The sequence below is a fragment of the Paenibacillus sp. NPDC056579 genome (assembly GCF_042793215.1).
GTDB lineage: Bacteria > Bacillota > Bacilli > Paenibacillales > NBRC-103111 > Paenibacillus_S.
Window position 1 is genome coordinate 262977 of the sequence record NZ_JBHTVD010000010.1, and the last position, 22057, is coordinate 285033.

General features: G+C 52.5%; 21 protein-coding genes. 1 reads left to right on the top strand and 20 read right to left on the bottom strand.

Annotation, left to right across the window (positions count from 1 at the left end):
* From ACFQ88_RS30985 to ACFQ88_RS31030, 10 genes are read right to left on the bottom strand one after another with little or no spacing between them, the layout of a single operon-like run.
* The gene (locus tag ACFQ88_RS30985) at positions 1 to 921 is read right to left on the bottom strand and encodes an ATP-binding cassette domain-containing protein (protein ID WP_379460407.1); all 921 of its coding nucleotides are present in this window, start codon (positions 919 to 921) and stop codon (positions 1 to 3) included.
* Positions 912 to 1793 (bottom strand): alpha-D-ribose 1-methylphosphonate 5-phosphate C-P-lyase PhnJ, encoded by an 882-nt coding sequence (locus ACFQ88_RS30990; RefSeq protein WP_379460409.1) that lies wholly within the window; start codon positions 1791 to 1793, stop codon positions 912 to 914. The genes ACFQ88_RS30985 and ACFQ88_RS30990 overlap by 10 nt, the downstream gene beginning before the upstream one ends.
* Positions 1762 to 2964, bottom strand: coding sequence for a carbon-phosphorus lyase complex subunit PhnI (locus ACFQ88_RS30995; protein WP_239634078.1), 1203 nt, complete (start codon positions 2962 to 2964; stop codon positions 1762 to 1764). Before ACFQ88_RS30995 ends, ACFQ88_RS30990 begins: the two co-directional genes overlap by 32 nt.
* Positions 2952 to 3620 (bottom strand): phosphonate C-P lyase system protein PhnH, encoded by a 669-nt coding sequence (gene phnH / locus ACFQ88_RS31000; RefSeq protein WP_379460411.1) that lies wholly within the window; start codon positions 3618 to 3620, stop codon positions 2952 to 2954. The genes ACFQ88_RS30995 and phnH overlap by 13 nt, the downstream gene beginning before the upstream one ends.
* Positions 3607 to 4047, bottom strand: coding sequence for a phosphonate C-P lyase system protein PhnG (gene phnG, locus ACFQ88_RS31005; RefSeq protein WP_379460412.1), 441 nt, complete (start codon positions 4045 to 4047; stop codon positions 3607 to 3609). Before phnG ends, phnH begins: the two co-directional genes overlap by 14 nt.
* Before the next feature lies 1 nt (position 4048).
* Positions 4049 to 4888, bottom strand: coding sequence for a phosphonate ABC transporter, permease protein PhnE (gene phnE / locus ACFQ88_RS31010; protein ID WP_379460414.1), 840 nt, complete (start codon positions 4886 to 4888; stop codon positions 4049 to 4051).
* On the bottom strand, positions 4885 to 5712 hold the full coding sequence (phnE, locus tag ACFQ88_RS31015; protein ID WP_379460415.1) for a phosphonate ABC transporter, permease protein PhnE: 828 nt from the start codon (positions 5710 to 5712) through the stop codon (positions 4885 to 4887). The genes phnE (ACFQ88_RS31010) and phnE (ACFQ88_RS31015) overlap by 4 nt, the downstream gene beginning before the upstream one ends.
* Positions 5709 to 6455, bottom strand: a complete 747-nt coding sequence (gene phnC, locus ACFQ88_RS31020) for a phosphonate ABC transporter ATP-binding protein (RefSeq protein ID WP_379460416.1) — start codon at positions 6453 to 6455, stop codon at positions 5709 to 5711. Before phnC ends, phnE (ACFQ88_RS31015) begins: the two co-directional genes overlap by 4 nt.
* A 19-nt stretch (positions 6456 to 6474) precedes the next feature.
* Positions 6475 to 7431, bottom strand: coding sequence for a phosphate/phosphite/phosphonate ABC transporter substrate-binding protein (gene phnD / locus ACFQ88_RS31025; RefSeq protein WP_239634073.1), 957 nt, complete (start codon positions 7429 to 7431; stop codon positions 6475 to 6477).
* A 29-nt stretch (positions 7432 to 7460) separates the two neighbouring features.
* On the bottom strand, positions 7461 to 8192 hold the full coding sequence (locus tag ACFQ88_RS31030; protein WP_239634072.1) for a GntR family transcriptional regulator: 732 nt from the start codon (positions 8190 to 8192) through the stop codon (positions 7461 to 7463).
* Positions 8193 to 8675: 483 nt separating this feature from the next.
* Here ACFQ88_RS31030 and ACFQ88_RS31035 point away from each other — a divergent pair, with 483 nt between their 5' ends.
* Entirely contained in the window at positions 8676 to 9191 is a 516-nt protein-coding gene (locus tag ACFQ88_RS31035; RefSeq protein ID WP_239634071.1) for a C40 family peptidase, read from the top strand.
* Positions 9192 to 9285: 94 nt separating this feature from the next.
* Here the strand turns inward: ACFQ88_RS31035 and ACFQ88_RS31040 are convergent, their stop codons facing one another.
* The 10 genes from ACFQ88_RS31040 to ACFQ88_RS31085 all read right to left on the bottom strand — a co-directional run bounded on the left by ACFQ88_RS31040 (position 9286) and on the right by ACFQ88_RS31085 (position 22014).
* A complete protein-coding gene (locus tag ACFQ88_RS31040; protein ID WP_379460420.1) occupies positions 9286 to 10623 on the bottom strand; it encodes an ABC transporter substrate-binding protein in 1338 nt (445 codons plus the stop codon).
* A gap of 356 nt (positions 10624 to 10979) precedes the next feature.
* Positions 10980 to 12068, bottom strand: coding sequence for an LLM class flavin-dependent oxidoreductase (locus tag ACFQ88_RS31045; protein WP_379460422.1), 1089 nt, complete (start codon positions 12066 to 12068; stop codon positions 10980 to 10982).
* Between the two features lie 17 nt (positions 12069 to 12085).
* Positions 12086 to 12574, bottom strand: coding sequence for a GNAT family N-acetyltransferase (locus tag ACFQ88_RS31050; protein WP_379460424.1), 489 nt, complete (start codon positions 12572 to 12574; stop codon positions 12086 to 12088).
* A gap of 161 nt (positions 12575 to 12735) precedes the next feature.
* Positions 12736 to 14595: a sensor histidine kinase gene (locus ACFQ88_RS31055; protein ID WP_379460426.1), complete on the bottom strand. Its 1860-nt coding sequence runs from the start codon at positions 14593 to 14595 to the stop codon at positions 12736 to 12738.
* Positions 14592 to 16232, bottom strand: a complete 1641-nt coding sequence (locus ACFQ88_RS31060; RefSeq protein ID WP_379460428.1) for a response regulator transcription factor — start codon at positions 16230 to 16232, stop codon at positions 14592 to 14594. The genes ACFQ88_RS31055 and ACFQ88_RS31060 overlap by 4 nt, the downstream gene beginning before the upstream one ends.
* Before the next feature lie 120 nt (positions 16233 to 16352).
* On the bottom strand, positions 16353 to 18089 hold the full coding sequence (locus ACFQ88_RS31065; protein ID WP_379460430.1) for a type 2 periplasmic-binding domain-containing protein: 1737 nt from the start codon (positions 18087 to 18089) through the stop codon (positions 16353 to 16355).
* 95 nt (positions 18090 to 18184) lie between these two features.
* On the bottom strand, positions 18185 to 19081 hold the full coding sequence (locus tag ACFQ88_RS31070) for a carbohydrate ABC transporter permease (protein ID WP_379460432.1): 897 nt from the start codon (positions 19079 to 19081) through the stop codon (positions 18185 to 18187).
* A gap of 56 nt (positions 19082 to 19137) precedes the next feature.
* The gene (locus ACFQ88_RS31075) at positions 19138 to 20106 is read right to left on the bottom strand and encodes an ABC transporter permease (protein ID WP_239634063.1); all 969 of its coding nucleotides are present in this window, start codon (positions 20104 to 20106) and stop codon (positions 19138 to 19140) included.
* A gap of 22 nt (positions 20107 to 20128) precedes the next feature.
* A complete protein-coding gene (locus ACFQ88_RS31080) occupies positions 20129 to 20896 on the bottom strand; it encodes a ThuA domain-containing protein (RefSeq protein WP_379460434.1) in 768 nt (255 codons plus the stop codon).
* A gap of 92 nt (positions 20897 to 20988) precedes the next feature.
* Positions 20989 to 22014 (bottom strand): Gfo/Idh/MocA family protein, encoded by a 1026-nt coding sequence (locus tag ACFQ88_RS31085; protein WP_379460436.1) that lies wholly within the window; start codon positions 22012 to 22014, stop codon positions 20989 to 20991.
* Between the last annotated feature and the right edge of the window lie 43 nt (positions 22015 to 22057).

The window sequence follows — 22057 nt, forward strand, 5'->3', positions numbered from 1 at the left end:
CTACAGAAGCGAATGGACGAGCAGTTGAGTGTACGGATGCCGGGGATCTTCCAAAATTTGATCCGTCAAGCCTTCCTCGACAATGCGCCCGCTGCGCATGACCATCGTTCGGTCGGCCAGCATGCGGATAACGCCGAGATCGTGGGATACAACCATCATCGCTACTTGAAGCTCTCTTTGAATATCCCGGATCAGATCAATTACCTTGGCCTGTACGGACAAATCGAGCCCCGTCGTCACCTCGTCTAGCAGCAGCAGCGGAGGACGGTTCGCCAGCGCTTTGGAAATTTGCACCCTTTGCTGCATACCGCCGCTAAATTGCTTAGGCGGTTCATCCATCCGGTTGACCGGAATTTCTACGCGGTCCAGCAGATTGGCAGCTCTGTCCCGGATCGTTCCGACATGGAAATGCCCTGCGGCGAACAGCTTTTCGGCTATATTGCCGCTGGAGGAAAAATTCATCCGCAGCCCCAAATACGGATTTTGATACACCATCCCCATCAGATGATTGCGGGCATACCGCTTTTGCTGAGAGGATTCATGAAACAGATTGGAGCTGCCGTCCTTGAAGACGGACAATCTCATGTCACCGTCGGTGACTTCCTCATCAAAATACAAGCACTTCACCATCGTACTCTTGCCGGAGCCGCTCTCACCGACAACGCCCAGGATTTCGCCGGGGAACACATGAAAGTCCAACGATCGGCATGCCCAAATGCTTCCGCAAACCGGGCAGCGCGCCGAGGCATCCTCATCCGCGGACGGCTGCTCGCAATGGTCGCAGCCGGCTCCGAACCTTTTGCTTAGCCCGGATACTTGAAGCAGCGGCGTTTCCTGAGACGGATGGGCGGATGCTGCAAAAGCTTGCTCTGTCCCCTTCAATCCGGATACAGGCTCCTCCTTATGTGAAGCTATTGCCATGACGGCACCTCCTTTTCACCGGACCGGCTTTGTTGGCGTTTGCTGCAATAAGCCGTATCCGAGCATTGGTACAACGCGCATACGCCGTCCTCGGCCGTAACCTCGTCGAGAAACGTATGGGTGCTGCCGCAATGTCGGCACGCCTTGCCTTCGAACGATTCGACCTTGAACCGGTAATCCTCGAACTCTAACGGCAGCACGTTCGTGTAAGGCGGAACGGCGTAAATTTTCTTCTCCCTGCCTGCTCCGAACAGCGTCAGATGGTCCGCCTGGTGCAGCTTGTTATTGTCCCAGCGGGGAATCGGGCTCGGGGCCATAATGTATCGTTCGTGCACCATGACCGGATAGTCGGCGCCCAATGTAATGTCGCCCCACTTGACGATACCTTCGTACAGCGTCAGCCACATTGCGCTGTAATCCATCTCCGCATGCTTCCGGCGCGATTGTCTTTCCCTCGGCTCCACCTTGCGCAGCGGTTCCGGCTGCGGCACCTGAAGCACGAGAATTTGCCCGTCCTCGAGATGCTCTTCCGGAACCCGGTGACGCGACTGGATCACGCTTGCTTCCGCTGTATCCTCCGTCGTACGGATGCCGCTCGTTTCCTCCACCAGGCGGCGGATGCTGACCGCATTGACGCTGTCGTCGTTCCCTTGGTCGATAACCTTCAGCACATCCTCTTTGCCGATCAACGAAAGTGTAAGCTGGAGCCCGCCGGTTCCCCATCCTCTGCCGATCGGCAGCTCCCGAGAAGCAAACGGCACCTGGTAGCCGGGAATAGCAACGGCCTTCAATGACTTCCGGCGAATTTCCCGCTTGGATCCTTCATCCAGAAAGGCAAAATTATAGGCCGGCGGGTTGAAGCTTGGTCTCATGCGCAGTCCCCTCCTTCTTGTCGCCGGAGCGTGCTTGGGTTTCCCTAATACGGTCAAGCGACGATTGGAATGTAATGTAGTGCGGCAGCTTCAAATGGGATACGAAGCCGTTCGATTCCACGCTGTCGATATGCAGCAGCACGAATTCTTCGTCCTGCGCCGGCGCCGGTCCCGTCGTATCGAGACTCCGTTCCAGGATGGACATGGAAATGGCTTTCAGCTCGTTTTGTCCGAAGCACAGCCCGTAGCCGAGCAAAAATTCGATGCGTCCGGAAGCCTTATTTTGCGTAAACGAATTGATTGACTCCACCTCGGTCAGCATCACTTCCCCGATATAGACAGGCTCGGCCGCTTCTCCGTCTTCGCTGCCTGGGTATGGCACGTAGACCGGCGCCAAGCCTACCCGCAATTCGCCGATTGTAGGATGAACCGCACCATAGCCACGCATACTGCTGTACGCCAGTGCGGTCATGGCTCCGGTCTCGCCTCTCGCCAGCGTTTGCAGTCTAGCGGACCGCGGAGCCGGGAACGACAGCTTCTCCCTTGTCATATCGAACGGCTCGCTTTCCTGCTTCTCCGTTCTCGCCATCAGCCCTTGCTCCCGAAGCAGATCGGCCACTTTTACAAAAGTTAGCTCCGCCTGCTCTGTATCCGCTAATTCACTCCCCGAATCGGCTTGCCCCGACTCAAGTTCAGACTCAGAATGTAGCGGTGCAGCATCCTGTAAATACTGCTCGACAAAATCGCGCACCGCATCGCGGTCTTCCCCGCGAAGCGAGAATTTCAACATCCGATGCGTGTAATCGTAGGTTGGGCCCAACACTTGACCTCCGGGCAGATCCCGGAAGGAAGACGAGATACGCCGGATGACTCTCATATCCGCCGGCTCAATGACAGTCGAATAATGATTGCGGGGTAAGGTGGAACGATAAGCCCGGATAAGAAACGCCGCCTCCGAAGGGTCTCCCTCCGCTTGCTTCAAAGCCAGTGCGGCATGCTCCGGCGCGTACAGCCCGCCTTCGCTCATAATCCGGTCAACGAGGAGCCGGAGCTGCTTCTCCACCGCCTCTACGGTCAGAATGGCATCGATCTCCTTCAGACGGTAATATTCCGTCAAACGATCCGCTTGCGAGATCGCCTCCTGTCCTCCGGTAACCGCTACATACGCCATGCCGGTTCAGCCTCCTTTACTTTCGTCGTGCGTGATAGCGCCATGCAGTCTCCTGTTTCCGTGAACAGGAACACATCTACACCCATCGGATATTCCGAATTGATCGTGCCTCTGGCAATCAGCCATTCCCGAGACAAGCCATGAATGATGCATGCCTGCTTCGTACGGATCCCCGGGCCGCTTAATAACAGACAAACGTTTTGCTCCTGACCGCCGGATGCTTGCAGCTGCAGCTCGTCCCCGCTCTCGATCCGGTCCACCCGGATGAACAGCGTAGTACTATCATCAGGCGCAACCAGCGTTCCGCGCTTCACCGAGCCCATCACCTCACGAATCTCCGCTTCAGGCATGATGCCGTCCGCGAACAAATAGTCCGCTTCGGCGGCAGCCGCTTCCTTGCTGAACAGCATTCGGCGGACATAGGCTGTGAATGCCTCCTGATCCTCCATCAGCATGGCGAACCGGACCTCCCCGTCCAGCAGAGCGGAAGCAATCCCGGCGGCGGCAGGACAAATACCTAACGGCAGCTGCAGCCTGGCAATCGACGCCTCCAGCCTTTCAACGGTTCCCGGACGGGAAACGGCGTTCAAGAGCGCCCGGTAGATGGCCTGCGTATCATGTACCGGATCGAACGGTACCGCATTATCGTTTGCCATAAGATTCCTCCATCGTATCGAATTGAACGCGGGTTTTCATAATTCGCGCGCTCTCGAGTGCCCGCCTCTCTGCAATGCGCTGCTCCTCCTTCTTCAACAGCTCGAACCAGCCTTCGGTTTCAGGCAGAGTGGCCATCATCGCCGCATCGACAACGGCAAGCTCATAAGCCCGCTCGGCATCCTCTCCGATCAGCAGACCGAAGCCGTGGACATCGCCCAAAGCAATCGTGCATTCCGTCACAAGCACTTCTCCCAAATAAAACGGCTGTCCAGACACCGAATCTCTCGCTTTGCTCATTACGAGCGATTTCTCTGGCGGCTTCACGACGGTAATCTCGTGCCGCTCTTCGATTTGGCAGCATAGCTGTTGCAGCAGCTTTCGGTCTCCCTCGATTAAAATACGTGTGATTTGCGTTCGTGTCAGCAAGCTAACTCCTCCTTCGAATGCGGGTCTTGAACCGGTTGCTGCACAGTTCCACGGTAAAGACCATGGCAAAAATAACGATCGCCACAAAGCAGGCCGAATCGAATTCATACGCCCTCATCGCATTGGCGATTTCGAACCCGATGCCGCCGGCGCCGACGACGCCAAGCACGGACGATTCGCCGATATCGACCTCCAGGCGGAACACGCTCCATGCCAGGAACGATGTAGCTACACAAGGAAGCACGCCCTGGCATACAATCTGCAGCCAGCTCGCGCCCGACGCTCGCAGCGCTTCGATGACACCCTCGTCGACTTCCTCAATCGACTGGGCGAATACTTTGATCAGCATGCCGGCCGCATGCGTGCATATGGCCAAGATGCCCGGAAAAGGCCCCATGCCTACCGCAACGATAAAAATCAGCGCCCAGACCAATGTCGGGATAGCCCGTAAAAAGGACGCAAATGCATTGATGACCGGAGCCGTGCGCGGAGACAGATTGCGAGCTGCAAAAAAGGACAAGACAAGTGCAATCAGCACGGCAAACACGGTGCCGACCAAAGCGATCTGCAGCGTCTCCAGTGCTGCAGCCAGTACATGCTTCCACTCTGAAGCGTTCGGAGGAAACATGAGCGCGAACGATTGGACAAACTTCCACGTTCCTTGAAACAACACAACGTAATTGAAATTTAGCTGGTACAGACTAAAGCCGAAGAACAATAGACCGAAGACTAATGCCGCTTGCAGCACCGGGTCCTTCTTAGGTTTCTTAGGCTCCTCCAGCCTTTCCCGAATGTTCAGCTGAGCCGCCTGCCGGCCCGCTGAAACCCATTCCGAGCTCATATGATCCTCTCCCTCAGCTTACTTGTAATCCATTCCGTTATCAGCACAAGCACCATGACCATCAGGATCGCGAGGCTAACCTCCTTGAATTGGAACAGCTTCAATCCTTTTTGGATAGCAAACCCGAGGCCGCCTCCGCCTACCATCCCGATCAATGTGGATGCCCTCACATTCAATTCCAGCTTGTAAAGCGACCAGCCGATAAAGCCCGGCATGAATTGAGGAAGCACGCCCTGGGCGAGAACCTGGATGTAGGAGGCTCCCGTCGCCCGAAGCGCTTCGACCTGCCCCATATCGATCTCTTCCAAAATTTCCGCATAAGCCCGGGTTAAAGTACCTATGGAAGTAACAATTAAAGCCAGTGTGCCTACCAGCGTTCCCAGACCGTAAGCGACGACGAACAAAATGCCCCAGATTAACGTCGGAATGTTCCGCATTACGGAGCAAAACGCTCTTACGCCTACCTGCAAATAAGGATGAGGACTGGTCGTAGCCGCCGCCAAAAACGCCAGAACCATGGACAGCACGGCTCCAACCACCATCGCGACGAAGCTGATATAGATCGTATCCAGCGCCGGTCCGATCAGCTTTCCGAACTTGGTAAAATCCGGAGGCAGAAAGTCGATAAAGATAAAGCGGAAGATTTCGCCGGCGCCGCTAACCAGCGCGGATACCGAAAACCCGGTTTCTACAGCCGACCAGACCGTAATCGCACCAATGACAAGAAGAATCGAGGCGTTCAGCCGCTGCTTTTGCCTGCGCAGCTCCAGCAATCGGTCTGCGGCAGGGAGCTTGAGGTTCGCGGTCATTTCCGTTCTGCTCATTTGCGGTACACCCTTTCCGTCATTTCGTCCGTCAGCTCGTCCGGCGGGCCGTCGAATACGACGCTTCCTTTATGAATGCCGATAATTCGCGTCGCATATTTCTTCGCAACCTCGACCTGATGCAGATTGACCAGGCAAGTGATCCCGTCTTCGCGGCAAATGCTGTGCAAATGCTCCATTATCGTCTCGGACGTGACCGGGTCCAAGCTCGCGATCGGCTCGTCGGCCAAGATGAGCAGCGGCTGCTGGGACAGCGCCCGGGCGATGCCTACGCGCTGCTGCTGGCCGCCGCTCAGCTCGTCGGCTCTCTTGTACATCTGCTCGTGGAGCCCCACCCGGTGCAAAATGTGCTTCGCTTCCTCCACATCCTGCTTTCTGTACAAGCCAAGCGCCCCGCTCATGCTGTTCATATAACCAAGTCTCCCGTTCAGCACATTGCGCAGGACGGTGACCCGCTGGATCAAATTAAAGCCTTGAAATACCATACCTACTTCCCGGCGCAGCTTCCGGATTTGCCTGCCGTTTGCTTTGGTCGTATCGATGCCGTTAAAACGAACCGTCCCTTCCGATGGCTCGACGAGCCGGTTGATGCAGCGCAGCAGCGTGCTTTTGCCTGCTCCGCTCGGTCCGATGACCGCGATGAATTCGCCTCGCTGTACTTGAAAGTCAATGCCCTGCAGCGCCGCCGTTCCGTCCGAATAAACCTTTCGCAAGTTTTGGATCTCAAGAATCGTGGATGCCATGGCTGATCTGATACCTCCCTTACTTCAGCAGCTGCTCGGGACTCATGTTGAGAGCTTTTGCCGTTTCCCGCACCACATTGTATTTGCTATCGTCTACCAGGAAAAACTGCTGCGTTCCGTTGCTGAAAAACGCCGGATTTTTGTTGTCCTTATGATAGTTGAGCATGAATTGCTTGATCTTCTCGATCAGATCGGCCGGCAGGTCTTTACGGTAAGCCATCGGGCTTTGCGGAATCGGATCGGATTTGCCGATGACACGGTAATCGGATTCTTTGACAAGACCGGCATCGACAACCCGTTTAATACAGGTGTCGCATACTCCGGCGCCGTCCGCCGTACCTTTGGCAATGGCGAGAATCGACTTGTCGTGTCCTCCGGAGAACGAAACGTTGGAGAAAAACGACTCAATCTTATCGTTCGTAATCCCAAGCTCCTTGATCATCGCTGCGCGCGGGAACAAATGCCCCGAGGTGGATGCGGGATCGGCGAACAGGAACGTCTTGCCTTTCAAATCGGAGATTTTTTGCGCCGGGGATGCCGCCGGTACAACAATCAAGCTTTGATAAGTAGCTTCCTTCTCATTCACCGCCTTGACTGCCATGGCGACCGCACCGCTTCGTTCAGCCGCAATAATATAGGAGAACGGGCCGAACGAGGCAATGTCGATTTTTTTCGTCCGCATCGCTTCTACAACCGCCGTATAATCTTCTCCGACATACAGCTCCGTCTTAATGCCAAGCTCCTTGCCCAAATCTTCAACGAACTGCTTGTTCCCGCGCGACAGCTTCCCTTCTTCTTCGCCCGGCAGTACGCCCAAACGAAGCACGGTCGGCCAATTGGACGACGAAGCCGCCTGTACGGATTGACCTCCCTGGCTTCCTTGCTCTACATTTCCGCCTGCTTGCTTGCTCGTCGTTCCGCACCCGGCCAAAGCCAGGATGAGGAGAGATGCAGCCATTACCTTGAATGATTTCACAAGAAACATTCCCTTCGATTTTGTATTTTTTAACAATAAATGGAAACCTTGCACAAATCACCGCGATACTTCGCTGAAGTGAATTCGATTGGCCTGCCGTGCTGATCACGCATCAGGCTTTCGATGTGGAGCAGATTGGTATTGGGAGGTATGTTCAAAAACTTGGCTTCCTGCGCATTCGGAAACGTGGCCTGAAACGCGGACCATATTCGCTGGAGCCGAATGCCGTAATGCTCGTCCAACAATCCATACAGTGAGTAAAATGAAGAGGTGTGCATGAAAAAATCTGGAAAATGCCTCTCCGGCAGCCACGTAACATTGATGCTGAGAGGGACGTTATCGGCCAGTCGAAGAATCTCAAGCCTATAGGCTTGCTCACCTTCTACCAGCAGCAAATGATGAGCCACTTGAGGCGGCGGAATCAGTACATCCTGCTTCAGCACTTGAGCCCCCGGCTGGCAGCCGAGACGGCTGATCACGTCGGAAAACCGCATTCCCGGAGTAATCGTGTACGAAATATCGAGCGGCTTCTCGCAAACGTAATGTCCTTTGCCTTGATGCGCGCGAATAATTCCTGTCGTTACTAGCAAATCGAGCGCTTGTCTCACCGTATAACGGTTTTCTTGAAATCGGCGGCACAGCTCGGCTTCCGATGGCAGCTTCTCTCCAACCATGTACATTCCCCCGTCAATTTCGGACTGCAAAATGTCGGCAATGACATGACGCGTAATCTCCTCCTTCGGTTCTGCGTATCTCTTCACAATCGCTTCACCTCCATCACTCTGAAACAACCGTAACTTGTCGACATCAGAGCAGTGTAAAACAAGCTTTAAGATTGTATGAAGTTGGATTTACGCTTACATTGGTTTTCACAAACGGCAGTAATTTATTAACAAAGCTTTGGTGCATCGCTTACGTATTTTTTATGAAATCAACGCAAAAAAGCCTGCGAAGGCAGGCGAATGGCTGGCGGAAAGTAGTATGAATGGCGGATTGATTCATGACCTATTTATGCCTTTTTAGCAAAAGGACGGCATCTTACCATATATATGGTGGCTTTTCAAATTAAAAAATATTCATTTAAGTGAAGCAAATGGAATGGACAGGCAGGAAACCCGCATTGCGACTGGACTTTTTTGCGTATCAGCGAAAGATTATGCAAGCGCTTGCCAATTTTTGCGCATACCAACACCTTCATCCGACTCTATATAATACGGGTAGAAACTACGAGGAGGAGTGAGATTTTGAGAAAGGGAATTACAACCAAACTTTTCGTTTCACTACTAGCCCTTAGCCTGCCTGTTACAGCCTATGTTCAACAAGCCGATGCAGCCATGTCGGTCAGCGCCAAAAGAGACAAGGTGGTGCAAACCGCGCTAAAGTTGAAAAACCAAGTCCAATATGTCAATTGGAAGCAACGCCAAGAGGCGCATGCTCCTTATAAAACGGATTGCTCCGGTTTCACCTATCTCGTTTACAAGCTTGCCAACATCGATGTCAATCTGGTCAACCGGGATGATGACGATCAAGCCAAAGTCGGCCAGAAAGTGGCATGGGGGCAGTTCCAAAAAGGTGATTTGATCTTTACTTGGAACAGCAGCTCCAAAAATAAGAGCGATGTCGGTCACGTCGGTATTTACATCGGTGATGGAAAAATGATTCATAACGCCAACGGGAAGAACGATGTGGTCATTTCGAATATATATAGCGGAAGCTATTACAAAGACCGGTTTGTTGTCGCAAGACGGGTTATTAAGTAGGACGCTTCGCTTCACACTCCCCGTACCTTGCATCATAAGGTAAGGTACATAAAACCCCCAACCTATGCGGTTGGGGGCTCATCCTATCATTGATCTATTGTTTCTTGGAATTCTCAATCAGCTTATTGATTTCCTCGTCGCCTTCTCGTAAGGCCGTGTTAATATCTTTTCCTTCCAATATGACATCGAGGAGCTTATTGTTCACAACCGCATCGGCGCCGCCGGGAATCAATGCCATGAGCTTCGGATCTCCGCCGGACGACGGAGTATCCGCCGATTTATGATAATAATAAGCGCCTACATTCTTCCCGTTCATAAACGGCGAATCCGAACCGAAGGCTTTCTTGATTTGATCGTTGGTTGACGGAGTCCGTACCCCCCGTTTGGATTCCATCATAAGAAACTCATCGGACAGCATGTAGGCCAACACTTCAAACGCAGCTTCTTTATGCTGGCTTGTCTTCATGATACTGTACATCCATGGAGACGGCTGATCCGCTACATTCGGCTTATCCGGGAACGTAGGCATGGAAACGACATCCCAGTTCATGCCTTCAGGGATTAGCTTGACATGGTTCAGGTCGTTGTTGATGACCGCCATCGCAATCGTCTGCTCTTTGGCGAACGCCTGCAGCTCAGGATTCGTAGCTCTCGAGTTAGGTCTATTGTTGCCCGGAATGGCATAGATACGAGCCAGGTTTTGATACAGCTTCTTCCATTCGTCCGTGTTCAGGCTCGCTTTGCCGGTTGCAGGATCAAGCGGTCTTAGGCCGTATGGATTTTCCCTCAGTAAATAGCCGTGGAACGTGGACAATCCGCGATATTTGACACCATCGAGCTCCCGAGTCATCTTTTTCGCCAGCTCGTAAACTTCATCCCAAGTCATGCCGTCTTTCGGATAAGCCATGCCGAATTTATCGAAGATGTCTTTGTTATAGTACATAACCGTTGTACTGGATATGAACGGGAGTCCGTAGATGCCTTTGCCCCCGGTATACTGATCAAGCGCTTTCATTGAAGCCGCTTCCAAACGGTTTGTATCGAATTTGTATTTTTTAATCAACTCGGTCATGTCATAATCAAGCCCCAGCCCTTGCACCAGGTTCGGGAACCGATTGTACACATACCAGTAAATATCCGGCGGCGTTCCGGCCGTCACAAGATCTCCGATATTGGTGCCTTGTCCGCGCTCGATATATTTTACGGTCAGCCAAGGAAACTTTTTGCGCAGAGGCTCGGCAATTTCCTTCTCGAAATCATCCGGCGTTTTGCCTGCATCCGAAGCAAAGACCAGCTCTACCGGCTCTTTGTTTTGCGGAACAGCATCCCCGGACTCCGCCGTTTTGGTATCCGCAGCTCCTTGACTTCCTCCTGAACAGGCAGTAAACAACATGCTTAATGCAACTAATGGAATCAGCTTTTGAAATTTCACCTCTACCCCTCCTGTGCTTTTTCTAAATAGAATTGGACAATAGCTGACGTGCGACTAAGTACCCTTTTATTTCCGTACCGATCCTATCGCCTCTTTCAAGTTGGAATGAAACGGTTTCAGGAAACGTTTCCACGTAATTATAGCAATACGAATCTAAAAAATGTGTTGTTACGTTAATATTAAATGTTGTTATACTATTGTAAGTTATTAGCAAAATATGTTGATAACTATCGAAGCCAACTTTAAACGCAAAAAAAATCAGCCTATCCTGCGATAGACTGAGTGTACTTGAAGCTATATTATATGTATTTGTTTCTTACATTCCTTTTCATTTTTTAACATTTCTAGAAATCCGTTCAAGCCTTCGACTGCACCGTTACCGTCTCATTATGCGGCTTAGGCTGCACTTTCGTCTCCCAAACCGAGCTTGGAATTTCGCGTCTCAGCACCGGCGCAATCTCCTTGGCAAACCGCTCGATCTGCTCACGCTGCTCCGCTTCCGTCAATCCGTCCACGCTAATGCTGAGCACTTGATGGCCGTACGCCTCGTGATAGGACAATATCTTCTCGATAATAAAATCCGGGCTTCCTGCAAGGATCGGACCGTTCGCGATATTGTCTTCAAGATCCTTGAACGGGGAGCGGTTATGCTGCGCCGAAGCGGTGGCGCGGAAGCTGTCGTAGTAGGGGCGATATCGCCTAATAGCCTCTTCGGACGTATCGGCGATATACAGGCTGCCGGCCCCCGCACCGACGACCGCCCTGCCGGGATCGTGGCCATAGTAGGCGAGACGCTCCCGATAGTGATCGATGAGAGCCTTATATTTCGCTTGGGGATGAAACGTGTTGGAGGAAAAAATCGGCTCGCCAAGTCTTGCGGCCAGCTCCGTCGAGAGCGTGCTGGATGCGCTGCCGTGCCATACCGGAATCGGACGCTGGAGCGGTCTCGGCTGCGTCGTTACTTGATGCAGCGGCGAACGGTACCGCCCCTCCCAAGTGACCTGCTCCTCACTCCACAGCCGTTTGAGGAGAGCATATCTCTCGGCCAGCGATTCCCACTGCTCCTCCTCGGTTATGCCGAACAGCGGGTAATGGCGGGGATCGTTGCCTTTCCCGATAATCATCTCCAGCCTGCCGCCGGAGAGATGGTCTAACGTGGCGTAATCCTCCGCTACCCGAACCGGATCCAGGACGCTTAGGACGGTCACCGTCGTCAGCAGACGAATCCTCGACGTTCTCGCTGCAACCGCCGTCAGAACAACGGCGGGAGAGGAGGAGAGAAACGGCTCCCCGTGCCGTTCGCCGACTCCGTATGCATCGAAGCCCAGCTCTTCGGCTAGGATCGCTTGCTTGAGCACATTTTCGAACTTTTGCGTTGGCGTCCAGGACTCGCCTGTAATGGCATTGGGAAGATTCATCATGAGACTGAACAAGGCGAATTTCATTTCAGGCCGCTCCCCCTTCAGTTACCCACGCTGATCTCAGGAGCATGCGCCAAATCCTTCTGGAACGCGAGTACCAGCTCCCACTCTCCCCTAAATCTCGGGATACGGTAGTAGCCGACGCGCTCATAGAGCGCTGCCGCTTCCGGCTGCTTCGGTCCGGTCTGCAGCTTGATGCTGGTGTACCCGAATTCGGCCGCCAGACGCTCGATCTCGGCCATAATCGCCTGAGCGACTCCAAGCCGGCGGTAGCCTGCTCGCGTATACACACGTTTGACCTCAACGGAGCTGTCGTCGAGCGGCCGCAAAGCACCGCAGCCGACGGGATGACCGTCGAGGCGGGCGATAACGAAGGCCGACCGCGGCACTTCCACATCGGACGGATGGAATCCGGCCGTTCCATCGGAGGCTTCATAGAGAGCCGCAAGCTCGGCACTCAGCTCCTTGATTAATTGCTCCGCATCTTCACTGCGGACATTCTCGGCTGCAGCCGTAATGACATGGGTCATGACGAATCCTCCTAACCAGTTTTAATTCCGATAATTCAAACTTGTTTTGTCGGTTATTCATTCGTGATCCTAATGTATCATCGGCTGCAGTGCGAAGCAATGTAGATGAAGCTTTTTCTATTTAGCCATCGAAAGATTCTATTGAGGCTATGTCGTTACCCTTACAATTCTTGATCATGCATCAACTTTTTCCCCAGAAACGACTGTATTTCTTGTTCGGTGAACCTCGGAATGAAAACGATGAATGTCGTGCCCATCCCTTGTGCACTTTCGCATTCAAAGCGGAACGAATTGCCGAAAAACAGCTGAAGCCGCCGGTACACATTGGTCAACCCATAGCCGCAGCCGTGTCTCTCACCCGTTTCATATGGCAGTGAATTTACGTATTCAAGCTTATATTCCGGCATACCCGCTCCGTCATCGGAAACATAAAGCTCGATGCCATCCTCCACCGGTCTGCCCCCGATGATTACGGTTCCCTGCCTTAAAGGCTTGATGCCGTGAAAAATTGCATTTTCAACCAAGGGCTGCAGCAGCATTTTGACGGAATAGCAGCTTAGCACCTCCTCCTCGACTTCGATAACGATATCCAGATCAAGTGAATATGCAAATTTGCTGAGCTCCAGATAGTGCCGGAGCATTTCGAATTCATCCGCAAGCGCGATAACCAGCTTTCCTTTATTCAGCATCGTCCTATAAAAATCAATGAGATGGTTGGCAACCTCATAAATATCCGTCTGGTTCGATTGATGGGCTAGCGCTGCAATCATCGCCAGCGTATTGTAATGAAGATGCGGATTGATCTGCTCCTGAAGCAGCTCCAGCTTCGTATGGTTCAGCACCAGCTGAGACTTATACTCCACCTCTATCAGATGCCGTATACGCTCCATCATGCCGTTGAAATTTTGGTCCAGCCTGCCGATTTCGTCATTGCCCCTGATCACGTCCGAAATTATCAGGTTTCCCTGCTTTGCCATATCGGTTTTTCGGACTAGAACATCGATTCTTCGGGTCATATACGTTGAAATAAGCAGTGCGACAAAAATACAAAGGACGACGGAAACGACGACGGATACAATGATCGAATACGTAATACGATTCACCTTATTTGTGATATTATCCATTCGGGTCATATACAGGAGCTTCCAGTTCGTCATATCCGATTTCATCACGCCGGCCAGGTACCGTGTGCCATCCATCATTTCTTCCGACACTCCTGCATTCGGCACCAGTCTCTCTACAAGACTTTGAATCGACGCGGAGCCGGATTGTATGGGGCCGTAGCTTGTAATTCTCCTGCCCTCTTCATCTGCATAGACGAGCAAGTAATCGGAATGCCCGAGACTCCGGTCAATAATGTTCTGAATACGGTCGACCGGAATGAGCAGCCTCATGACGCCAAGATCCGTAGACGTGCCGAAGTCGATCAACCGCCGGTTCAATGCAATATACGTCTGATTGCTGAAGCGGACCCCGCTCTCCCATACGAAATACATGTCGTTATCGAGCATCCACCGGTTCCACGGAGCATCCTTGATTTCATCGTATTTGAATATCGTCTGTCCATCGGAGAAAAGCGTCGGGTTCTTTGTATACAAAAGCAGCTGGAGATTGCCGCCCAAATAATTGGAATGCTTCAAATACGGCCGCTTTACGTCACTCATCATTTGATTGACCGTATCGTTAATATCCTTAAGCGTATAGACCAGATCGTCGATTTCTTTGTGTGGCGCGGATAAATGCTTCTGCAGCTGCAGATTGAAGAACACCATCTCGCTTTTGTTGAAATACATCTCCAGAAAGCTGTCGATCGCATTGTGCAGCTGAATCATGCTCTGAGCCGCAGCATTTTTCTCCGATTGCGTCATGAAGTCCCGGGAGTGGTAGTAGGACGTCATACCGACGAATACAATGCTTGTCATGAACAATAGCGAGTAAGCCCACATGAGCTTATATTTCAGCTTCGTATTCTCATGAAGCCTTAGAACCGCCGTCGTTGTTGTCCGCCACCAGACCTTCATAATTCCAGCTGCCTTCGGAAGTCTTTGGGCGTAAAGCCCATATATTTCTTAAACAGGCTGCTGAAATAAGCCGTATGCTGGTACCCCAGCTGCTCAGCGATTTCATACAGCTTGTAACGGTCATCCGCAAGCATTTCCTTGGCCTTCTCCATCTTGAAACGGGTAACGTAATCGAGAATCGTTCGTCCCGTCTCTTGCTTGAAAATATGGTTAAGATAATTGGGACTGTAATATAGCGATTCCGACAAGCTCTCGAGCGTCACATTGCTGCGGTAATGCTGTTCGACGTAAATCTTGATTTTGCTGACTAGAGCCCTATTCTTGTGGCCTTCCCGATCCCGCAGACATTGGTTGGCGAGCAGCAGGCGATCCTTGATCCACTCTACCGCATCGGATACAGTCTCAAGCGCCAGCAAATCTTCCCAGGCTGCAGGAGAGGTTAACGAATGCCTGCCAGCGAAGGCTTCGGGATTGGCATGAACGACATTTTGCAGGCAAATCATCAGGAAGTAAAAAAAACCTCTAAGCTCCTTGGGAGAACCGTTTCCGGTCAAGCGGGCGGCAAGGTTATTCACATAGGCCGTCATCTCATCAGGCGATCCGGTATTCAGCAGGATTTGCAGTTCCTTCTCAATGGCGTTATAATCCCACCGTGGCTTCTCCCTGCTGATCGGGATATCGCTTGTATGCATGACCTTGCCGCCGCCGAGCAAATATTTGTATCTCAATATATAGAGGCACTGCTCATATAAAAACTTGATGCTTAACAGATCGTTGGAGTAACCGCTAACTGTAATGGATAAACTGATATCCGATTTGGCAAAATCCAGCAGTATGCCGTTTAGCAAGCGATGCACTTGCCGCTGCCCTTCCTCCGGCATGGTTACCCCGCAGATAAAAAAGACGACCCCGATATGCGCATCATTAAGGGATATCGCTGTGTAATGCCGCCCCGTTCCAAGCAAGGTACGGACCCGATTCAGCACCTTCATCCGGAACAGGTGCTTCGCCTGGATGCTCATTTCACGTGTCAGCTGAGCGAAGCCGTCTATTTCGATCAGAGATGCGACAACCCGGCTGCCCGACAGCTCCGGTGCGAGCTCCAGCAGCTCCAGCTGCTCCGAGACAAAGTCCGCGTCGCTTATCGTTCCGTACATCAGGCCGGTGATCAAATTCTCGATTAGATAAGGTCTTTGCTCCACCAGCTGCCCGTATAGCTGCTCGTAGTCTTTGCGCGCTTTCAGATCGCTGTCGATTTTATCGGTCACGGAGCGGATGCACAGCAGAAGCTCGCCGGCATCGATCGGCTTCAAGAGATAGCCGTAGCTACCGAGGTACAGGGCGCTTTTGGCGTACTCGAATTCGTTGTACATACTGGAAAAAATGATTTTGATTTGCGGATACAGCTGCCGCACCGATCGAACCAGCTCGAACCCGTCCATGAGAGGCATCTCGATATCCGTGATCATTATGTCCGGCTGGTCCGGCTCACACAGCTTCAACCATTCCAGCGCTTCCTTCCCGTTCCCACAGGAGCCGGTCACGGTCACATGAGAGAAAGCCGGGCTTTTTTCCAGCATCTGCACCAGGTTATCCCGATCTATCTGAAAATCGTCCACAATCAGCACCTTAATCATCTTCCGCCTCCCGGACATCAAATATGCAATGTTAATCCTCTGACCAAATCTTATTAAGACGGCATGGTACGCCGAAACGGGACTCCATTCGGAAGTCCCGTTCATAGCTTTCTGATTCCGTCACTGCTTGGCAGGAGGATTATCCTTGAACCATTTCACCATATTTTTCGAGGCCTGCTCGTAGTTCGTATCCTTCATATATTTCGTTATGATGGCATTCCAGTTTTTGTCGAACTCCTCCTTCGTCTTCGGCGTCAGCAGCTTGGCGACATCGAGCGTAGTGAACGTCCAGTACGTATTGGATGCCGCTTCCGCTTCCTTGCTCCCATCCCCGTAGGACGCCGTTCCCGAGACGTTATACGACTTATTCGCAACCATGCCGCTGTTCATCACATACAGATCGTATTTGGCCGGATAACTGCGAAGCGGACTTTTCGGATTATAGTCCCTCACCAGATACCATCCAAGCCCGAAATAGGATGCCTTGCTGTAAAATTGGCGCGAGAACAGGCCGTAATAGTCGGCCCCCTTCCCTCCCAGCTTGCCGGTGAGCATGTCGCTTTCGACCTGAGGATCGACGAACACCTTTTTGCCGTCCTGCATTTTCCAGATACCGGCGTTTTCCGGTCCCCAGGACATGAGATCGAGCGCCTCGTCACTGAGCGTCCAGTCAAGGTATTGTATCAGCCGTTTTATATCCGGAAAATCTTTGCGTATGAGCAGACGCCAGAACGAGCCTTCGTATATATCGTAATATCCTTTATCCGGATTCTCCTTCGGCCACGGAATGGCGCGAAGCTCCATTGAAGGATCGATATTCAAGAGCGATTGCCTTACGGCATCCAAATTCAGTACGGCCAGAATGACTCCAAGCTGCCCGGTTGCGGCTTTCGTCTGCAGCTGGTCGTCCTTTTGGATAATGAAGTCTTTATCCAGCAGCCCTTCCTGATACAACCGGTTCATAAACTCATGGTACTTCTTCGCGTCCTTGGACCCAAGGAATCCATCGACCGTACCGTCCTTATCCAGCGTCCAATGTCCGAAATCGAACATCGAGCCGAAATGAAACTGCGCCCAAATCGGGAACGATATCGGGATGAGCGGCTTACCGTTGGCCGAGACGTTCAATTCCTTCATTTTTTTCAGCAGCTGATAGAAGTCCTCCGGCGTTTTGATCGCGGGCTCAATGGCGAAATCCTCCAGCGTCGGCTTTTTCCCCTTATCGACCGTCTCCTTCTGAATTTCCTTCAACGGCTTGAATTTGTACCCCGCCTTCGCGAGGAGATCCTCCCGTACGTAGAGCGAGGTCAGCCTTTTGCCCGAGTTATACGGATCGTCGGCATATTTCGGATCGTTAGAGTTCGTGTTCACGAGAGGCGTCGGGATCTGATAATTTCTCCCGTCGTTCGTGAAGCGGCTCCAATACTGCTCCGGAAACCATTTTTTCAAATTCGGCATGTCTTTGATGTATTCCGTCAAATCGGCGAATTGCCCTGTGCTGATCGCATAGCTGGCTCCAGCCTTATCCATCATGACTACGTCAGGCAAGTTCTTGGTCGCAATCCACTGGTTCAGCCTCTCTTTGAGCGGCTGATCGTTGTTGACATACATATCCGTAAATTCGATGTTGAATTTGTTCTGAATATACGGAGTCACGACATCATGCGATGCGACGTCGATCTTCGTCTGGTAGCCCTGACTGTACCAGCGGATCGGCATCTTGGCCGGCTGTAAGCCGCCTTCAGGCGTTTTGGCCGCATCCGGCTTGACCGGACCGTCTCCCCCGCCCGAGCATCCCGCCACAGTCACGAACCCTAACGAACAGATCAGCAGAAGTTGAAGCATCTTCCTTGCCATGGACATATCCCCTTTATGTTTATTTGATCACACGCATGACAATCGCTTAACGACTGGCTCTCGGGCGTGCGGCGGACGTCTGCCCGATGCGGAGGCTACCCTTTGACCGCTCCGATCATGAAGCCTTTGACGAAATATTTTTGCAAAAAAGGATAAATGACAATAATCGGTACGGTTGTTACGACCAGCGTAGCCATTTTGAGCGACTCGGGTGACGTTTGCTCGGCCTGCATATCGACGGCCATGACCAGACCCTGGGATGCCAGCAGCTGGGCGGCGAGCGTTTCTTTCAAGATCCGCTGCAAAATAAACGATAGCGGTTGAAGACTCTCATTGCTTACATACAGCATCGCGTCGAACCAGGAATTCCAGTGAAACACGCCGTTGAACATGGCGATGGTAGCAGTGACAGGCATCGACAGAGGGATGATGATTTTCCAAAACACCTTCCAGTCGCCGGCTCCGTCGATCATCGCCGATTCGACCAAGCTCGAAGGCAGCGAATCGAAGAACGTCCTCATGATCAGCATGTTGAACGCCCAGAAGCCGTGCGGCAGTATATACACGAGAAAGTGATTGAACAGCCCGAGCTTGTAAATCAGAATGTAGCTCGGCAGAAGCCCGCCGCTAAAATACATCGGAATGAGCAGAATAATGGCAATGATCCGGTTGCCCGGCAGCGATCGTTTGGAAATCGCATAGGCGGCCAACGCCACTATCGTCCCGGCATAGACGATGCCGGCCAGCGTCCTTGCGACGGTAACGAGAAACGACCGGAAAATCTGTGAATTTTCAAACACGGTGGCATAATTCGATAACGTAAAATCAATGGACGTAAAAGTCACCGGATGGCTCATCGTCGCGCCGCTGCTGCTGAATGAGTAGACGATTGCATACCAGAACGGGTATAGGGTAACGAAACATATAAGCAGCATCACAAGCGTAATCACGATATCTGCAACCGGAAATTGGAACCGCCGATCCTTCCCCATGGGCCGAACCGCCTCCTTTCATGGCTGCGGGAGCTGAAGGCGGAAAATGAAGCTGCCTAAAACGCCCCGTAGCCGCTTATTTTTTTGCTGATCCGGTTGGATATGACTAGAATGCCGAACGACAAAATGGATAACACAAGGCCGACGGCGGTGCCGTACGATACTTCTGCATGCCGGATTCCGGCTAAATATACGTGGTAATCGAGCGTCAACGATGCATCGGCCACAAGCGGGTTGCCCATGTTATATACGGCGTCGAAGCTTGCTCCTCCGCCACCGCCCCCGAATATGGTGGCGATCTTGAATATAAACATAAGTCCGATTACTGTTGCGATCCCTGGCAATGTAATATAAATGAGCTTCTGAAGCCTTCCGGCACCGTCGATGGTTGCTGCTTCATACTGGTCCTGATCGATGGAAGTAAGCGCTGCCAGAAAAATGATCGAATTCCAGCCCAGCTCCTTCCATATCACCGTAGTAACAAATATACCGCGGAAATAGTCCGTCTCTCTCATAAACGATATTTTCTCAAAGCCGAAAGCTTGCAGCAGCAGGTTTACGCTCCCGAAGTCCTCCTCCAGCAGCTTATAGACAAGCCCTGCTACGACAACCCAGGAAATGAAGTGAGGCAAGTAGGAAATCGTCTGCGAAACGCGTTTGAACAGAACGTTTCGGATTTCGTTCAGCAGCAGCGCGAACAAGATAGGTAACGGAAATCCGATTCCAATAAGAAGGCCGTTCAAGGCTACGGTGTTTTTCAGACCAAGCAGAAATTCCGGATTGGACCACATCCGGGTAAAATGCTTCAGTCCGACGAACGGACTGCCGAGAAAGCCTTGTGCAGCCGTGTAGTCCTGGAACGCCATAATCAGCCCGAGCATCGGCGTAAAGGAGAAGACAACGGTCACAGCGAAGGCCGGAAGCAGAAACAAATACAGAAGCTTGTGCTGCTTCATGCGTTTCCAGAGGACAGACCGCCCTTCAAGCCTACGGGGTGACGGTATCGCAGCCGATGATTGATCCATTGACTGTACCCCCTTTTCCGTATTATTCCAGCGGATTCCCCCGCCAATCCCGGCGTACTCCTTTGATCGGCTCGAGCGAGGATACATTGCCCGTGGTAATCTGCGGAGGCTCCGTACTCGGAGCCGCCCAGCGGACGGCATTTTCGATGACTCTCAATATATCCTTGTTGTAATAGGTCGGATATTCCTCATGCCCCGGACGGAAATAGAACACCCGTCCTTTGCCTCGCGTATACACATTGCCGCTGCGCATCACTTCGCCGCCCTCGAACCAGCTCATGAACAGCAGCTCGTCGGGCTCCGGAATGTTGGACGGCTCGCCGTACATTTCCTCATGAGGCAGCTCGATATATTCACCGATCCCGCTCACAATCGGGTGTCCGGGCTTAAGCACCCAGAGCCGCTCTTTCTCGTGCGCTTCCCGCCATTTGCCTCCTCCCCCCGTTCCCATCAGCCTCCGAAACAGCTTGGAGCCGGAAGCCGAATGCAGGAAGATCGCTCCCATTCCCTCCATGACGCGTTTGTACAGCTTGTCGACCAGCTCATCCGGCACTTCGCCGTCCTTCATATGCGACCACCAGATCAAAACGTCGGTACGCTCGACAACCTCATCCGGCAACCCATGCTGCGGATCGTATAATGTGCCGGTCGTAACCTCGAGTCCCGGCTGCTGCTCCAGATAGCCGGCCAACGCCCGGTGAATGCCGTCCGGGTACACTTGCTTCACAATATCCAAGTGCTGTTCATGATAAAACTCATTCCAAACCGTTACGCGAATCGGCTGCGCCATAAGACGGCTCCCCTCTCTTATCCGTATGGGACGGAAGCTCTCCGCAAATGCGGAGAAGTCCCCTTTGCCCACCGGTTCTTATTGTCCAGTGATCAATACGCGTGATAAAACCCGGTGTCCAGCCGAACGACCTGACCCGTCTTGGATGACTCCACCGCCGCCCCTACCATAGAGAAGCTGATCAGATTATCGGCAATGACTGTGGCCGGATTGCGCCCCGCCCGAACCGCCTGGACGAACTCATCCACCGTATAGTCCACATTGGTGTACTGCTGCGAAGGAAGCTCCAACGGATGTCTCTCCCCGTCTTCCGTTACGTGATACGGTACGCCGTCCGTAAACTCCAGCGCCCCGAGACGCCCGACGATGCGGAAATTCCCCGTCCATGTCGTGTCTTTGCCTTTATTGCTGCTGCTTGCAAAATAGTTGACATGGGTTCCACCCGAGAACTGGAGAATGGCGGATGCCGACGCATTGCCTCCCCGCTCGTTCCACGACGTGCAGAAGCTCTTGGCAAACAGCGATACCGGCTGTGCGCTCAACAAATATCTCATCAGATCAAAATGATGAATGCTAAGCTCTGTGAGCAGCGGCTCCTCGCGGTTTCGCCTCCACTCGGACTGGGGTCCCCGATTTCTCGAACCGTCGCGGTCGAACTGCCACTCCACGACCTCCGCCTTGCCGATGAGGCCGGACTCCAGAGCCGTCTTGACAGCGGTCATCTCGGGCGCCCAGCGGTAGTTCTGATTGACCGATACGACTTTGTCGTACGACCGGGCTATATCCACCAGCTGCAAAGCTTCCCGGTAGGTGGATGCCATCGGCTTCTCGACGATGACGTGCATCCCGGCTTCAAGCGCATCGCGCGTCAGCCGGTGGCGGGTAGGCGGCGGAGTAATGAGCAGCGCAAGGTCTGCTTTCACTTCGCGGAAAGCGTCCTCGTGAGACAAGTAAGCCGGTATATGCAAATCGCCAAGCAGCTTTTGCGCCTCATCCAGATTGCTTTGCTGCACATCGGCTATCGCCACGATTTCGATCGATTGGACCGATTTAATATTAGACAACCAATACTTTCCGAATCCGCCGACCCCAACCTGTATCACTTTCATGCGTTCCATATGTAAACCTCCTTCAATAATAGGTTTCCGGTACCTTCGACTT

Excerpts from the sequence above, each read along its gene's own strand:
- ACFQ88_RS30990 (WP_379460409.1), bottom strand. The coding sequence starts at position 1,793 with ATGAGACCAAGCTTCAACCCGCCGGCCTATAATTTTGCCTTTCTGGAT.
- phnC (WP_379460416.1), bottom strand. The coding sequence starts at position 6,455 with ATGGCATCCACGATTCTTGAGATCCAAAACTTGCGAAAGGTTTATTCG.
- ACFQ88_RS31050 (WP_379460424.1), bottom strand. The coding sequence starts at position 12,574 with ATGACCCATGTCATTACGGCTGCAGCCGAGAATGTCCGCAGTGAAGAT.
- ACFQ88_RS31085 (WP_379460436.1), bottom strand. The coding sequence starts at position 22,014 with ATGGAACGCATGAAAGTGATACAGGTTGGGGTCGGCGGATTCGGAAAG.
- ACFQ88_RS31060 (WP_379460428.1), bottom strand. The coding sequence starts at position 16,232 with ATGATTAAGGTGCTGATTGTGGACGATTTTCAGATAGATCGGGATAAC.
- phnH (WP_379460411.1), bottom strand. The coding sequence starts at position 3,620 with ATGGCAAACGATAATGCGGTACCGTTCGATCCGGTACATGATACGCAG.
- ACFQ88_RS31070 (WP_379460432.1), bottom strand. The coding sequence starts at position 19,081 with ATGGGGAAGGATCGGCGGTTCCAATTTCCGGTTGCAGATATCGTGATT.
- phnE (WP_379460415.1), bottom strand. The coding sequence starts at position 5,712 with ATGAGCAGAACGGAAATGACCGCGAACCTCAAGCTCCCTGCCGCAGAC.
- ACFQ88_RS31080 (WP_379460434.1), bottom strand. The coding sequence starts at position 20,896 with ATGGCGCAGCCGATTCGCGTAACGGTTTGGAATGAGTTTTATCATGAA.
- ACFQ88_RS30985 (WP_379460407.1), bottom strand. The coding sequence starts at position 921 with ATGGCAATAGCTTCACATAAGGAGGAGCCTGTATCCGGATTGAAGGGG.
- ACFQ88_RS31045 (WP_379460422.1), bottom strand. The coding sequence starts at position 12,068 with ATGAAATTCGCCTTGTTCAGTCTCATGATGAATCTTCCCAATGCCATT.
- ACFQ88_RS31055 (WP_379460426.1), bottom strand. The coding sequence starts at position 14,595 with ATGAAGGTCTGGTGGCGGACAACAACGACGGCGGTTCTAAGGCTTCAT.
- ACFQ88_RS31065 (WP_379460430.1), bottom strand. The coding sequence starts at position 18,089 with ATGGCAAGGAAGATGCTTCAACTTCTGCTGATCTGTTCGTTAGGGTTC.
- ACFQ88_RS30995 (WP_239634078.1), bottom strand. The coding sequence starts at position 2,964 with ATGGCGTATGTAGCGGTTACCGGAGGACAGGAGGCGATCTCGCAAGCG.
- ACFQ88_RS31075 (WP_239634063.1), bottom strand. The coding sequence starts at position 20,106 with ATGGATCAATCATCGGCTGCGATACCGTCACCCCGTAGGCTTGAAGGG.
- phnE (WP_379460414.1), bottom strand. The coding sequence starts at position 4,888 with ATGAGCTCGGAATGGGTTTCAGCGGGCCGGCAGGCGGCTCAGCTGAAC.